Source organism: Streptomyces albospinus (assembly GCF_014648695.1).
Taxonomy (GTDB): Bacteria; Actinomycetota; Actinomycetes; order Streptomycetales; family Streptomycetaceae; genus Streptomyces; species Streptomyces albospinus.
Genome location: NZ_BMRP01000001.1, coordinates 295066 through 309775 on the forward strand (window position 1 = coordinate 295066; position 14710 = coordinate 309775).

Here is a 14710-nt window from a genome sequence, read left to right on the forward strand (position 1 = left end):
CGGGGGCTCCTTGGACAGGTCCGTCCGCTCGACCGTGATGCGGACCTCGTCCGCCGCCCCCGTGTGCTCGCCGGTCTCTCCGGGGCCGGACGGGGCGCCCGTATAGCGCCCGACCTCACGGGACACCTCGGACAGCGCCTCGCGCACCGCGCCCGACCAGTCGCCGGAGCGGACCGCCCCCTGGGTGCTCTCCTGCACCCGCTTGATGACCCGCTGGACCTCCTCACGCGCGAACACCTGGGCGTCCCTGGCCTGTTTGCGGGCCCGCTGGGCGTCCTGCTTGGCGCGCCGGCTCTCTTCCTTGGCGCGCCGGGCCTGCTCCTTCCACTCCTCCTTGGCGCGCCGGAACTCCTCCTTCGCCTGCCGCCAGGAGTCCTTGTCCCCGAACGCGGCGTCGAAGTAGTCGGAGGCTTCCGGGAACGGCCTCTCGCCCGCGCCCCTGGCGCCCGTGCGCCCGCCGTTGCCCGGCGTCCCGGCCCTGCCCTTCCTGGCCTGCTGGGCGGCCTCCCGGATCTCCCGGCGCAGATCGCGCGCCGAACCGCTCACGTCCTCCCGGATGTCCGAGGCGAGCGCCGCGACCGACTCCCGGATCTCCAGCTCCAGATCGGCCAACTCGCCTCCCCGGTCGGCGAGTTCGGAGCGGCCGGCGCCGGTGATCGAGTAGACCTTGCGGCCCCCTTCGGTCGCGTGCGTCACCAGGCCCTCGGCCTCCAGCTTGGCCAGCCGGGGGTAGACCGTGCCGGCGGAGGGGGCGTACAGCCCCTGGAAGCGCTCCTCCAGGAGGCGGATGATCTCGTAGCCGTGCCGCGGGGCCTCGTCCAGCAGCTTGAGGAGGTACAGCCGGAGGCGGCCATGGGCGAAGACGGGGGGCATGCTCAGAGCACCTTCTTCCCTGCGGACGGGGCGGACGGGTCGGGGCCGCCGGACGGGGCGGGGGCCGGGCCTTCGCCGGCCGCACCGCCGCCCTCCGGCTCCTCGAAGGCGGGGCGGCGCAGCAGGGAGAGCGCCCCGGAGACGGTGGTGGCCCTGAGATGGCCGGTGCCGGCGCCCAGTGAGCCGGTGATCTTCTTGGCGCCCCACTGGCCGCTGACCCGCAGATCGTCGAAGGCGTTGGCGACCGCGCCGCTCGCGGTGTTGGCCTCCACCCGGGCGTCGGCCGGGTCGGGCAGCCGGATGGCGATCTCTCCGGAGACCGTCGTCAGATTGATGTCGGTGACGGCCGCCGGGTCCAGGTCGATGACCATGTCGCCGCTGACGGAGTCGGCGCGCACCATGCCGCCGGTGCCGTCGATGACCGTCAGGTCCCCCGAGACCGAGTTGAACCGGAGGTCGCCGGTCAGGCTCTGGGCCACGACATTGCCGTTGACCGTCTCGGCCTTCACCGGGCCGGACAGGCCGACGAGGGTGCCCTCGCCGCTGACGCCGCGCAGCTCCGTGCGTCCCGAGACGCCGGAGACGACCGCGGCGGCGCCGACCACGGCGACCTCGACGCGGGTGGCGGCCGGCACGGCGACCGAGACCACCGCGCTGTGGCGCCACCCCTTGCGGTCGAGGTACTTCAGGAAGCCCTTCAGGGGAAGGTCCTCGTATCCGATGGAGAGGGTGCCGTCCTTGCAGGACACCGTCACCGGCGGGCCGTCCAGCTCGCTGATCTCCAGGCGGGCCGGGCTGCCGTCGCAGGTGCCGACGACGTTGACGGTGCCGCCGGCCAGCCGCACCTCCAGCGCGCTGACGGGCTCCTCGATCTCCAGCTTGCGGGGTACGGAGATCGACCACTCGCTCCGGGCTGACATTCCTGACCTCCCCTGGGTAGGCGGGCAACGCAACATATCGTGTCTTCGCTAGACACGATATATCGCAGCCTGCGGGAGTCAAGCGGGTCCGCCCCTGACGTTCCCCCGGTTCGCCTCGGTCTTTCCCCTAGGGCCTGCCCGGATTCCCTTGGGAGGCCTGCCCGGCGGTCCCGTTCGGGCCCGGCCCGGAGCTCGCGATACGCGTCACACCGGCGTATGACGCGACAGCCCCCGACAGCCCCCGACAGCCCCCGGCGCCCCCGTCGGGCCGCTCGGCCAGCTGGGGCGCCGGGGCCGGTGACTCGGCCTGCTCGGCCTGCTCGGTCTGCTCGGCCTGCTCGGTCTACTCCTCGTCCTCGTCGTCGAGCCGGGCCAGCCACGTGGCCAGGCGCTCCACCGGCACCTCGAAGTCCGGGTTGAGGTCGACGAACGTCCGCAGCTGGTCGGCAACCCAGCCGAGGGTGACCTCCTCCTCGCCGCGCCGGTTCTCCAGCTCCTCGATGCCGCGGTCAGTGAAATACACGTGCTCTCCACCAGGGGTCATGGGACATTCCGGCCAGGATAGGCAGGCTCACGGACCTCTCGCGCCACAAGCGGCCGGGAGTTGGCCTGATCACCTGCCAACGGCCCTGCGGCAAGGGGGAATTGCCGCTCAGGGGGAGGGGGAAACGCCGCTCAGGGGGGCAGGAGGCCGTGATGCACGAGCGTGTGCGGCGCATCGAGCTGCCGGACGGTACGGAGGTCTGGGCGCGCGTGTCCGGGCTGGACGCCGCCGGCACGCTGGGCTGGTACGGGCCGAGTTCGGTGAGCTGTCGGAGGCGCTGGAGACCGCCGAGCGGTCGCTGAGCGGGATGAACCGGGCCGTCGGCCCGGACCGCCCCTGGACGCCGGGCTGCGCGCTGAACGCCGCAGCCGCCCGCAGCCGGGTCGCCGACGAGGACGGCGCGGTGGAGCCGGGCCGCGACACCCTGGAGCGGGCCAAGATCATGCTGGGGCAGCCCCATCCGCTGACGCTCTTGGCCAAGACGGGGCTTGCCGAGGACCTGCGCGCCCGGCGCCGCGGCCAGGAGGCGGCGAAGCCGGAGCGGGAGGCGATCCGCAGCTGGCTGAGAGGCCGGGCGCCGAGCCGTCCGCACACCCTGTCCGCCCGGTGCCGCCGGCGCCCCTACTGGGGCTGCGCACCGCAGCCGGTGTGCGGCCCGCCCGCGGCTCGACCTCCACCCCCAGAAGGCAGCGCTCCGCGCCGACCGCCTTCACCACAGCCCGAAGGGCCCGTCCCCACCTCGGTGGGAACGGGCCCTTCGGGCTGTGCCTCAGCTAAGCGTTACCGCTCAGGCGTCGAACACCTCGGCAACCAGCTGAGCCTGCTCGGCCTGGTGGCGCTTGGCCGAACCGACCGCCGGGGAGGAGCTGTGCGGCCGGGAGATCCGGCGCAGGCGCTCACCGTGCGGGACGTCGGCGCCGACGGCCAGGTCCAGCGCGTCGATCAGGTTGAGGCCGAGGAACGGCCAGGCACCCTGGTTCGCCGGCTCCTCCTGCGCCCAGAGGTACTTCTCGGCGTTCGGGAACTTGGCGATCTCCGCCTGGAGTTCCTTGCCGGGAAGCGGGTACAGGCGCTCGATGCGGACGATCGCCGTGTCGTTGGCGCCACGCTTGGCGCGCTCCGCCTCCAGGTCGTAGTAGACCTTGCCGGAGCAGAAGACGACCTTGCGGACGTCCTCGGCCTTGACCGTGCTGTCGCCGATGACCGGCCGGAAGCCGCCCGTGGTGAACTCTTCCGTCTTCGACGCCGCGGCCTTCAGACGCAGCATCGACTTCGGGGTGAAGACGATCAGCGGCTTGTGGTGCGGGTTGTGGACCTGCCAGCGCAGCAGGTGGAAGTAGTTCGACGGGAGCGTCGGCATCGCGACCGTCATGTTGTTCTGCGCGCACAGCTGGAGGAAGCGCTCGATCCGGGCCGAGGAGTGGTCCGGGCCCTGGCCCTCGTAGCCGTGCGGGAGGAGCAGGGTGACGCCGGAGGTCTGGCCCCACTTCTGCTCCGCCGACGAGATGAACTCGTCGACGATCGTCTGGGCGCCGTTGGTGAAGTCACCGAACTGGGCCTCCCACATGACCAGCGACTCCGGGCGGGCGAGCGAGTAGCCGTACTCGAAGCCCATCGCCGCGTACTCGCTCAGCAGCGAGTCGTAGACGTTGTAGCGCGCCTGGTCCTCGGACAGGTAGAGCAGCGGGGTGAAGTCGTCGCCGGTCCGCCGGTCGATGAGCACCGCGTGCCGCTGGCCGAACGTGCCGCGGCGGGAGTCCTGGCCGGCGAGCCGGACCGGGGTGCCCTCCATCAGCAGCGAACCGATGGCCAGGGTCTCGCCCATGCCCCAGTCGATCGCGTCGTCCTCGACCATCGCCGCGCGGCGCTGCAACTGGGGCAGCAGGCGCGGGTGGACGGTGACCCGCTCGGGGATGTTGACCTGGGACTCGGCGATCCGCTTGACGACCTCCTGGGAGATCGCGGTGTCCACGAAGACCGGGAACTCGGCCTTGGGCTGCGGCACCTCGGGGGCGACCGGGGCCGTCGTGGCGTCGCGGACCTCGGTGAAGACCTTCTCCAGCTGGCCCTGGAAGTCCTGGAGCGCCTGCTCCGCCTCTTCGAGGGTGATGTCGCCCCGGCCGATCAGCGACTCGGTGTAGAGCTTGCGCACCGAGCGCTTCTTGTCGATCAGGTCGTACATCAGCGGCTGGGTGAAGGCCGGGTTGTCCGACTCGTTGTGGCCGCGGCGGCGGTAGCAGATCAGGTCGATGACCACGTCCTTGTTGAACGCCTGGCGGAACTCGAAGGCGAGCCGGGCGACGCGGACGACGGCCTCGGGGTCGTCACCGTTGACGTGGAAGATCGGCGCCTCGATCATGCGGGCCACGTCCGTGGCGTACATGGAGGAGCGCGAGGACTCCGGCGCGGCGGTGAAGCCGACCTGGTTGTTGATGACGACGTGGACCGTGCCGCCGGTGCGGTAGCCGCGCAGCTGCGACATGTTCAGCGTCTCGGCGACCACGCCCTGGCCGGCGAACGCGGCGTCACCGTGCAGCTGGATCGGCAGGACCGTGAAGTCCGTGCCGCCCTTGTTGATGATGTCCTGCTTGGCGCGGGCGACACCCTCGACGACCGGGTCCACGGCCTCCAGGTGGGAGGGGTTGGCGGTCAGCGAGACCGTGATCTGCTCGCCGTCCAGGCCGGTGAAGGTGCCCTCGGCGCCCAGGTGGTACTTCACGTCGCCGGAGCCGTGCATCGACTTCGGGTCGAGGTTGCCCTCGAACTCCCGGAAGATCTGCGCGTACGACTTGCCGACGATGTTCGCCAGGACGTTGAGCCGGCCGCGGTGGGCCATGCCGATGACGACCTCGTCCAGCCGCGACTCGGCCGCGGAGTCGATGACCGCGTCCAGCAGCGGGATGACGGACTCGCCGCCCTCCAGCGAGAAGCGCTTCTGGCCGACGTACTTGGTCTGGAGGAACGTCTCGAACGCCTCGGCGGAGTTCAGCCGGCGCAGGATGCGCAGCTGCTCGTCGCGCTCCGGCGACTTGTGCGGACGCTCGACCCGGTCCTGGATCCACTTGCGCTGCTTGGGGTCCTGGATGTGCATGAACTCGATGCCGGTGGTGCGGCAGTACGAGTCGCGCAGCACGCCCAGGATGTCCCGCAGCTTCATCATGGACTTGCCGGAGAAGCCGCCGACCGCGAACTCGCGCTCCAGGTCCCACAGGGTGAGGCCGTGCTCGGTGATGTCGAGGTCGGGGTGCTTGCGCTGGTGGTACTCCAGCGGGTCGGTGTCGGCCATGACGTGGCCGCGGACCCGGTAGGAGTGGATCAGCTCGAAGACCCGGGCGGCCTTGGTGACGTCGTCGTCGTGCGAGGCGTCGATGTCCCGCAGCCAGCGGACCGGCTCGTACGGGATCCGCAGCGACTTGAAGATGTCGTCGAAGAAATCGTTCTCGCCGAGCAGCAGCTGGCTCATGATGCGCAGGAACTCGCCGGAGGCGGCGCCCTGGATCACCCGGTGGTCGTAGGTGCTGGTCAGCGTCATGACCTTGGAGACACCCAGCTTGTTCAGGGCGTCCTGGGAGGTGCCCTGGAACTCGGCCGGGTAGTCCATCGAGCCGACGCCCATGATCATGGACTGGCCGGGCATCAGGCGGGGCACCGAGTGGACGGTGCCGATGCCGCCGGGGTTCGTCAGCGACGCGGTGACCCCGGTGAAGTCGTCCATCGTCAGCTTGTTGTCCCGGGCCCGGCGGACGATGTCCTCGTACGCCTGCCAGAACTCGAAGAAGCTCAGCGTCTCGGCCTTCTTGATGGCCGCGACGACCAGCTGGCGCTCGCCCTTCGGCTTGACCAGGTCGATGGCCAGGCCGAGGTTGATGTGCGGCGGCTTGACCAGCGTGGGCTTGCCGTCCTTCTCCGCGAAGTGGCTGTTCATCGACGGCATGGCCTTGAGGGCCTGCACCATCGCGTAGCCGATGAGGTGGGTGAAGGAGACCTTCCCGCCCCGGGCGCGCTTGAGGTGGTTGTTGATGACGATGCGGTTGTCGAAGAGCAGCTTCACCGGGACCGCGCGGACGGACGTGGCCGTCGGCAGCTCCAGGGAGGCGTTCATGTTCTTCGCAACGGCGGCCGACGGGCCGCGCAGGGTGACGTACTCCGGGCCCTCGGGGGCCTCGCCGTCAGCGGCCTGCTTCGCGGCGGGCTTGGCCGGGGCGGCCTTCGCCGGCGCGGGCTTCGCGGCGGGGGCGGCCTTCGCGGGGGCCGGAGCGCTCGCGGCGGGCTTCGCCGGGGTGGCCGGCTGGGCCGCGGCCTGCACGGCCGGCTTCGGCGCCTCCGCGGCGGGCGCCGCCGGAGCCGACGGGGCCGGTGCGGCCGCAGAGGGCAGCGCGGCGTCGGCCGTTCCGGTGGAGCCGGTGCTCGCACCGGAGGCCTCCGCCGGCTGGCTCGGCGCGGTGGCGCCGCCCGGCTTGTAGTCGGCAAAGAAGTCCCACCAGGCTCGGTCTACCGAGTTCGGGTCCTGGAGGTACTGCTGGTAGATCTCGTCGACGAGCCACTCATTGGGACCGAACGCAGCGGCAGGGTTCTTCCCCTGCCCCGCTTGGTCCGTCGAGACACTCGCACTGTTGGGGGACTGTAGCGACACGGCGGCAACCGCCCTCTTCCGCTTCCTAAGGTGGTGGACAGCGGGAATAAAGGCTACGCCTCTTGTGACCTTTGGTGCAGTCCGGGAGGGTCACTCGTCGCGCACGTCACATTCACCGAAGGGTTTCAGGGCATGACTTGGCGGGAAATACCCGGGGTTTGCCCGCGTGCGGGTAGCACTCATCGCCGTTGCACCGTCGGAACGAGTGCTCCCACCACCGACCCTACGTCAGCGGCCGTCAGCTCCGGGTTGACTCCAGCCCCGGAAGGGTGACACGGATCCGGCAACCCCGGGGTGATTCGGCCACCCCGATGCGCCCGCCGTGCAGATCCACCGCCCACCGCGCGATCGCCAGGCCCAGGCCCGTACCGCCGTCGGTGCCCGGGCCCGAGGTGCCCGGCCCGCCGCGGTTGAACCGCTCGAAGACCCGGTGGCGCTCCGACGCGGGGATGCCGGGGCCCTCGTCCTGCACCTCCAGCTCCAGGCTCTCCGGCCGCTCACCGCGCCGTGCGCGCACCGTGACCCGGCCGTGCCGCGGGCTGTGCTTGATCGCGTTGTCGATGAGATTCGCCACGACCTGGTGGAGCCGCTCGGCGTCCGCGTACGCGGTCAGCTCCGGGGGCGACACATCGAGGTGGAGGTGGACGTCGGTCCGCGTATGGGTGCCGGTGCCGGAGAGCGTGGAGGCGCCGCGGCTCATGTTGGCCTCCTTGAGCACCCCGGACAGGTACGGCCAGACCTCGAAGCGGCGGGCGTGCAGCGGCACCACGCCGTTGTCCAGCCGCGACAGGTCCAGCAGGTGCTCCACCAGCCGGCCCAGCCGCTCGGTCTGCTTCAGCGCCGTCCGCATGGTCTCCGGATCGGGTTCGCAGACGCCGTCGACGACGTTCTCCAGGACCGCGCGCAGCGCCGCGATGGGGGTGCGCAGCTCGTGCGAGACGTTGGCGACCAGCTCCTTGCGGTGGGTGTCCACCGCCTCCAGGTCGGCCGCCATGCGGTTGAAGGCGTCCGCCAGGTCCCCGAACTCGTCGCGGCGGTCCGAGCGCACCCGTCGGGTGTAGTCACCGTGCGCCATCGCCCGGGTCACATCGGTCATCTCGCCGAGCGGCGCGGTCAGGTTGTTCGCCACGAACTGGGTGATCAGCAGCGAGGCGATGATCGAGAAGACCGTGATCACCCGCAGCTCGGTCGCCGAGTGCATGGCGACGAACACCAGGAGTGTGGTGATGATCACCGAGACGATGACCAGTGCGCCGAGCGCCGCCTTGACGGAGCGGTACGGATCGAGGGGCCGCAGCCCCTCCCAGACCCGCTCCCACAGGCCGCGCACGCCCGCCCACCAGCGCCGCGTCATGCGGGCGGGGTCTCCAGGGCGTACCCGACGCCGTGGACGGTGCGGATGCGCTCGGCACCGATCTTCCGGCGCAGCGCCTTGATGTGGCTGTCGACCGTACGCGTCCCGGAGGCGTCCGCCCAGTCCCAGACCTCGGCGAGCAGCTGCTCGCGGGAGAGCACCGCGCGCGGGGTGTTCGCCAGGCAGACCAGCAGATCGAACTCGGTGGGGGTCAGGTGCACATCGGCGCCGCGCACCCGGACCCGGCGCTGCGCGTGGTCGATCTCCAGCTCGCCCAGCCGCAGGATGCCGCTGCGCGGGGTGTGCGCGGCCAGCGCGGCGCGCTCGACCCGGCGCAGCAGCACATGCACCCGGGCGGCCAGCTCCCGCATGGAGAACGGCTTGGTCATGTAGTCGTCGGCGCCGACCCCGAGGCCGACCAGCATGTCGGTCTCGTCGTCCCGGGCGGTGAGCATCATCACCGGCACCGGACGCTGCGCCTGCACCCGGCGGCACACCTCCAGGCCGTCGAAGCCCGGCAGCATCACGTCGAGGACGAGCAGATCGGGCTGCCACGCCTCGGCGGTGTCCACCGCGGCCGGGCCGTCGGTGGCCGTCTGCACCTGGAAGCCCTCGGCGCGCAGCCGGGCCGCGATGGCGTCGACGATCGTCGGATCGTCCTCCACGACCAGCACCCGGCGCTGGGCGCCCGGCGTGGCCGCGGTGGTGCCGCCCTGGGTTGTCTGAGTCTGGTCCATCGCCCGCCCCTGCATGTGCCCTGCGTGGTCGCGTCTTGACTGCGTGGTCGCGTCTTGCTGGGCAGCAGCGTAAGGGCATGGTGTGACCGTCGGCTACGCGCCCTACGCGGACCGGAGCGCCAGGTGGACGACGTCGGGGACGCCTCGGGCAACGGGGATCTCTTCCGTCTCTACCCCATCGAATCCGGCATTTCGCAGGGCCTGTTCGAACTCCGGGGAAGGCTGCGCCGACCAGACGGCGAGCACCCCGCCGGGCGTCAGCCGGTCCCGGCAGGCGGCCAGGCCGGCGGGGGAGTAGAGGCTGTCGTTGTCCTCGGTGACGGTCCAGTCGGGGCCGTTGTCGATGTCCAAGCACAGGGCGTCGTAGGCGAGTTGGCCCGCGCCTTCGTGGAGGTACGCCACCAGGTCGGTGTGCAGGATCTCGGTGCGCGGATCGGCCAGCGCCTCCCCGGAGACGGCCGAGAGCGGACCCGTGCGGTGCCAGTCGATCACCGCCGCCTCCCGCTCGGCCACCGCGATCCGGCCCCAGCGCGGCTCGGCGGCGGCGCGCGCCAGCGAGAAGCCGACGCCCAGCCCGCCGATGAGGACGGACGGCCGGGCGCGATCGGCCGGCAGGGCGGCGAGTGCGGCGTCGATCAGCAGCCGCTCGGAGCGCCCGTCGGAGGTGTCCATCAGGAAGCAGCCATTGGCGATGATCTCGTAGACCGGCCCGCCGGCCCCGGGCGCCGCAAGGGTTTCGGGGCCCTCGGCGGCCGGGCCCCGCTGCCGCAGCGCCACCTCCCCGTACGGGCCCTCGCGGCGGTCGAGGGTGCGTGCGGCCGGCTCGGGACCGGCGGTCGGATGCCAGGGGGGAACGGGAGCCATACGGCCATCTTGGCCAACGCCGGGTGCGCCGGTCCAACGGCGGGCGGATGGTGGCGGAAGGGCACTTCCCGGCAACGCAATGTGCCCCGAAGGGGTTGAGCGACGTGACCGATCTCACGTACACAGCTGGCTCATGGGTTGAACGGGCACAGTGGTGGCGGACGTTGTGCAGGGCGGTGGAGCGGCGGGGCTGCCGGGAACGGCAAAACCGCGGGAATCCGCGGGAAAGGGGCCTTGGGCAGTGAGCACACTGGAGACGGCCGAGGGCGCGCCGGTCGATGACGGGTCGGGCCCCGGCCCGCGGGCCGGCCGCGCGCCGGTGATCCTTGCCGGCATGCCGCGGCAGCGCGGCGACGCGGCGGTGGCGCCGGACGCGGCGGGCGCGGGCGCCGCGGCCGGCGCGGCACCGGACGCCGGCACCCGGCGCCCCTGGACGAGCCTGCGGCCCTGGCGGCTGCTCCCCACCCCGACCGGCACCCCCTTCACCTTCTGCTACGCGCTGCTGCTCGTCGCCACCTCGTTCTTCGCCGACCACGGCGACCCGGCCCTGGTCTCCTCGCTGCTCCAGGGCTCCAGTACGGACGTGACCCATCTCGCGCAGGACCCGCTGCTGGTGCTGGTCGCCAGCGCCCTGTGGATAGCCGGCGGGCTCACCTCCGCCTTCGCGCTCGTCTTCCTCGTCGTGGTGACGGCCCTGGAGCGGCGGATCGGCGGACTGCGCACCGCCGCGGTCTTCTTCGGCGGGCATGCGCTGGCCACCCTCGCCACCGAAATGCCGGTCGGCTTCTCGGTGGCCGCGGGAGGGCTGCCGGACAGTGCGCTGCACCGCCTCGACTACGGCATCAGCTTCGGCGTGATGACCTGTACGGGAGCCCTGGCGGGCCTGCTGCCCGGCTGGCTGCGCTGGCCCCTGCTGGCCGCCGTCGGCTATCAGGCCGTCACCGACCTCCTCACCTCCCTCGACCCGATGACCGACTGGGGCCATCTGCTCTCGCTGGCCCTGGGCATGGCCGCCTGGCCGCTGCTCCGCCGATGGCGCGACCAGCACGCCGGGCCCGCGCCGCTCCTGGGGGACCTGGGGCACCCGGCGCTGCGCGCCTCGCGCACGTACTGAAGCGGCTCGTCCGGCCCGCGCGCCCGGCACCGCCGCTCTTCGCGGAGAATGGGGTCCTTCGCGGGCGCCGCAACCGAGCGCGCCCGCCGGCCGCAGGAGCAGAGAAGAGCCGTGTCGCACGAGCGCCGCCCGTCGCAGGACCGCGAACCCTCCCCTCCGCAGGCCCCGGACACCGCTCGGCTCCCGCTGCTCTCCGACTGCGGAAGCTGCTTCGGGCTGTGCTGTGTGGCGCTGCCGTTCGCCGCCTCGGCGGACTTCGCGGTCGACAAGGAGGCCGGGCGGCCCTGCCGGAACCTGCGGGCCGACTTCCGTTGCGGGATCCACACCGAGCTGCGGCAGCGCGGCTTCTCCGGCTGCACCGTCTTCGAGTGCTTCGGCGCCGGCCAGAAGGTCTCCCAGGTCACCTTCGAGGGGAAGGACTGGCGACAGGCGCCGGGGACCGCACGGGCCATGTTCGACGCGTTCGGCGTGATGCGGCAGCTGCACGAACTGCTCTGGTACCTGGCCGAGGCGCTGACGCTGCCGGCGGCGAGTGGGGTCCACCGTGAGCTGCGGGCCGTGCAGGAGAAGACCGAGCGGCTGACGCTCGGCAGCGCCGAGCAGCTGGCCGGCGTGGACGTGGCCGCCCACCGGGGCGAGGCCAACGGCCTGCTGCTGCGGGTCAGCGAGCTCGTACGGGCGCAGGTCCCCGGCCGCAAGAAGGATCGGCGGGGGGCCGACCTCATGGGCGCGCGGCTCAAGGGCGCGAACCTGCGGGGGGCCGACCTCCGCGGCGCCTACCTCATCGCCGCCGACCTCCAGGGCGCCGACCTGCGGACCGCCGACCTGATCGGGGCCGATCTGCGGGACGCCGATCTGCGCGGTGCGGATCTGACGGGCAGCATCTTCCTGACCCAGGCCCAGGTGAACGCCGCCCGGGGCGATGCGGCCACCAAACTGCCGCTGGGGCTCCACCGCCCCGCCCACTGGTAGCCCTCCCTCTGCCTCCTCTTCCTCCCCTACCTCCTTCTTCCTCTTCCTTGTCCCTTCTTTCCTCTTTTAGGTCGTCTCCCTTCCCTTCCCGGGCCTGTCCGATCCGTCGGGCGGGCCCTCCGTGCGTGCGCCCGCGCCGAGTTGCCCTCGTTGATCGCTCACAGCGAACGCGCGGCGGGGAACATCCGCGGGCAGTTCGGCATTGAGTGGGTAAAGCTCAACTTGCTTGCCGAAGGGGAGATCATGACTGCTGAGTCGCCGGCATCCGCATCGCTGACCCTGCCCGTGCTGCCCCTCGATGACGAGGTCGTCCTGCCCGGCATGGTGGTGCCGCTGGACCTGTCCGACGCCGATGTACGGGCGGCGGTGGAAGCCGCGCAGGCCGTGGCGTCCTCGGGTAACAAGCCGAGGGTGCTGCTTGTGCCCCGGGTCGACGGGACGTACGCGGCAATTGGCACGCTCGGGCGGATCGAGCAGGTCGGGCGGCTGTCCGACGGCGACCCCGGGGCGCTGATCCGGGGCCTGGGCCGGGTGCGGATCGGCTCCGGCACGACCGGTCCGGGGGCCGCGCTGTGGGTGGAGGGGACCACCGTCGAGGAGAAGGCGCCCGAGCCCCTCCCGGGTGCGGTCGCCGAACTCGTCACGGAATACAAGGCGCTGGCCACCAGCTGGCTGCGCAAGCGCGGGGCCTGGCAGGTCGTCGACCGGGTCGCCGGGATCGACGATGTGCCCACGCTCGCCGACAACTCCGGATACCTGCCGTTCCTGACGACCGAGCAGAAGCTCCGGCTGCTGGAGACCACCGACCCGGTCGCCCGGCTGAAGTACGCCACCGAGGTGCTGCGTTCCCATCTGGCCGAGCAGGACGTGGCCGAGTCCATCGCCAAGGACGTCCAGGAGGGCGTCGACAAGCAGCAGCGGGAGTTCCTGCTGCGGCGGCAGCTGGAGGCGGTCCGCAAGGAACTGGCCGAGCTGAACGGCGATCCCGAGGACGAGGGCGGCGACTACCGCGCCCGGGTCGAGGCCGCCGACCTGCCGGAGGAGGTCCGCAAGGCCGCCCTCAAGGAGGTCGACAAGCTGGAGCGGGCGAGCGACCAGAGCCCCGAGGGCTCCTGGATCCGCACCTGGCTGGACACCGTCCTCGAACTGCCGTGGAACGAACGGACCGAGGACGCCTACGACATCGCCGGCGCCAGGCGGGTGCTGGACGCGGACCACTCCGGGCTGGAGGACGTCAAGGAGCGGATCACCGAATATCTGGCGGTGCGCAAGCGGCGCTCGGAGCGCGGGCTGGGGCTCGTCGGGGGCCGCCGCGGCGGGGCCGTGCTGGCCCTGGTGGGGCCGCCGGGCGTCGGGAAGACCTCGCTCGGCGAATCCGTCGCGCGGGCCATGGGACGGAAGTTCGTCCGGGTCGCGCTCGGCGGCGTACGGGACGAGGCGGAGATCCGCGGCCACCGCAGGACGTATGTGGGCGCGTTGCCGGGGCGCATCGTCCGGGCCATCAAGGAGGCCGGTTCGATGAACCCGGTCGTCCTCCTCGACGAGATCGACAAGGTGGGCTCGGACTTCCGGGGCGACCCGGCCGCCGCCCTCCTGGAGGTGCTGGACCCGGCGCAGAACCACACCTTCCGGGACCACTACCTGGAGGTCGAACTGGACCTGTCCGACGTGGTGTTCCTGGCCACCGCCAACGTCCTGGAGTCCATTCCGGAGCCGCTGCTGGACCGGATGGAGCTGGTCCGGCTCGACGGCTACACCGAGGACGAGAAGGTCGTCATCGCCCGGGAGCACCTGCTGCCGCGCCAGCTGGAGCGGGCCGGCCTGGAGCCCGGTGAGGTGACCCTGGAGGACGCGGCGCTGCGCAGGCTGGCGGGCGAGTACACCCGCGAGGCCGGCGTACGGAATCTGGAGCGGTCGGTCGCCAGGCTGCTGCGCAAGGTGGCGGCCCACCATGAACTGGGCGAGCAGGAGCTGCCGTTCACGGTCGGCGTGGAGCAGCTGCGCGCGCTGATCGGGCGCCCGCACCACACCCCGGAGTCGGCCCAGGACCCGGCCGAGCGGCGGACCGCGGTGCCCGGCGTGGTCACCGGTCTCGCGGTCACCGGCGCCGGCGGCGACGTGCTCTACGTGGAGGCGTCGCTGGCGGATCCGGAGACCGGCGGGTCGGGTCTCCAACTGACCGGCCAGCTGGGCGATGTGATGAAGGAGTCGGCGCATATCGCGCTGTCGTTCCTGCGCTCGCACGGCGCCGAGCTGGAGCTCCCGGTCGGCGACCTCAAGGAGCGCGGTGTGCATCTGCACGTACCGGCCGGCGCCGTCCCCAAGGACGGCCCCAGCGCGGGCATCACGATGACCACCGCGCTGGCCTCGCTGCTCTCGGGCCGCCAGGTGCGGCCGGACGTCGCGATGACCGGCGAGGTCTCGCTCACCGGGCGGGTGCTGCCGATCGGCGGCGTCAAGCAGAAGCTGCTGGCGGCCCATCGGGCGGGCATCACGACCGTGATCATCCCCAAGCGGAACGAACCGGATCTGGACGAGGTGCCCGCGGAGGTCCTTGAATCGCTGGAGGTGCACCCGGTCGCCGATGTCCGGCAGGTGCTGGCACTGGCCCTGACCCCGGCGGCGCACGGGGCCGAGACGGGGGTCCCGCTCGCGGCGTGACGACCACGGATTACGCCACCTACATCGCCGGCCTGCCC

General features: G+C 71.9%; 11 protein-coding genes. 4 read left to right on the top strand and 7 right to left on the bottom strand.

The window, feature by feature from the left end; translation table 11 throughout:
• The 3 genes from IEZ17_RS01535 to IEZ17_RS01545 all read right to left on the bottom strand — a co-directional run.
• Positions 1–873 (bottom strand): PadR family transcriptional regulator (locus IEZ17_RS01535; protein WP_229851661.1); only part of this gene is annotated, 873 nt, incomplete at its 3' end.
• Between the two features lie 2 nt (positions 874–875).
• Entirely contained in the window at positions 876–1793 is a 918-nt protein-coding gene (locus IEZ17_RS01540) for a DUF4097 family beta strand repeat-containing protein (RefSeq protein WP_189295494.1), read from the bottom strand.
• A 343-nt stretch (positions 1794–2136) separates the two neighbouring features.
• The gene (locus IEZ17_RS01545; RefSeq protein WP_189295496.1) at positions 2137–2316 is read right to left on the bottom strand and encodes a DUF6104 family protein; all 180 of its coding nucleotides are present in this window, start codon (positions 2314–2316) and stop codon (positions 2137–2139) included.
• Between the two features lie 173 nt (positions 2317–2489).
• Between IEZ17_RS01545 and IEZ17_RS01550 the strand changes: the two genes are divergently transcribed.
• Entirely contained in the window at positions 2490–2639 is a 150-nt protein-coding gene (locus IEZ17_RS01550) for a hypothetical protein (RefSeq protein WP_189296251.1), read from the top strand.
• A 485-nt stretch (positions 2640–3124) separates the two neighbouring features.
• Here the strand turns inward: IEZ17_RS01550 and IEZ17_RS01555 are convergent, their stop codons facing one another.
• From IEZ17_RS01555 to IEZ17_RS01570, 4 genes are all read right to left on the bottom strand, one after another.
• A complete protein-coding gene (locus IEZ17_RS01555; protein ID WP_189295498.1) occupies positions 3125–6970 on the bottom strand; it encodes a multifunctional oxoglutarate decarboxylase/oxoglutarate dehydrogenase thiamine pyrophosphate-binding subunit/dihydrolipoyllysine-residue succinyltransferase subunit in 3846 nt (1281 codons plus the stop codon).
• 238 nt (positions 6971–7208) lie between these two features.
• Entirely contained in the window at positions 7209–8324 is a 1116-nt protein-coding gene (locus IEZ17_RS01560; protein WP_189295500.1) for a HAMP domain-containing sensor histidine kinase, read from the bottom strand.
• Entirely contained in the window at positions 8321–9061 is a 741-nt protein-coding gene (locus IEZ17_RS01565) for a response regulator transcription factor (RefSeq protein ID WP_043266083.1), read from the bottom strand. Before IEZ17_RS01565 ends, IEZ17_RS01560 begins: the two co-directional genes overlap by 4 nt.
• 102 nt (positions 9062–9163) lie before the next feature.
• Positions 9164–9925 (bottom strand): spermidine synthase family protein, encoded by a 762-nt coding sequence (locus IEZ17_RS01570; protein ID WP_189295502.1) that lies wholly within the window; start codon positions 9923–9925, stop codon positions 9164–9166.
• 241 nt (positions 9926–10166) lie between these two features.
• Between IEZ17_RS01570 and IEZ17_RS01575 the strand changes: the two genes are divergently transcribed.
• From IEZ17_RS01575 to lon, 3 genes are all read left to right on the top strand, one after another.
• Positions 10167–11039 (top strand): rhomboid-like protein, encoded by an 873-nt coding sequence (locus IEZ17_RS01575; protein ID WP_189295504.1) that lies wholly within the window; start codon positions 10167–10169, stop codon positions 11037–11039.
• A gap of 111 nt (positions 11040–11150) precedes the next feature.
• Positions 11151–12011, top strand: coding sequence for a pentapeptide repeat-containing protein (locus tag IEZ17_RS01580; RefSeq protein ID WP_229851663.1), 861 nt, complete (start codon positions 11151–11153; stop codon positions 12009–12011).
• Between the two features lie 243 nt (positions 12012–12254).
• On the top strand, positions 12255–14672 hold the full coding sequence (gene lon, locus IEZ17_RS01585; RefSeq protein WP_189295509.1) for an endopeptidase La: 2418 nt from the start codon (positions 12255–12257) through the stop codon (positions 14670–14672).
• Positions 14673–14710: the final 38 nt, after the last annotated feature.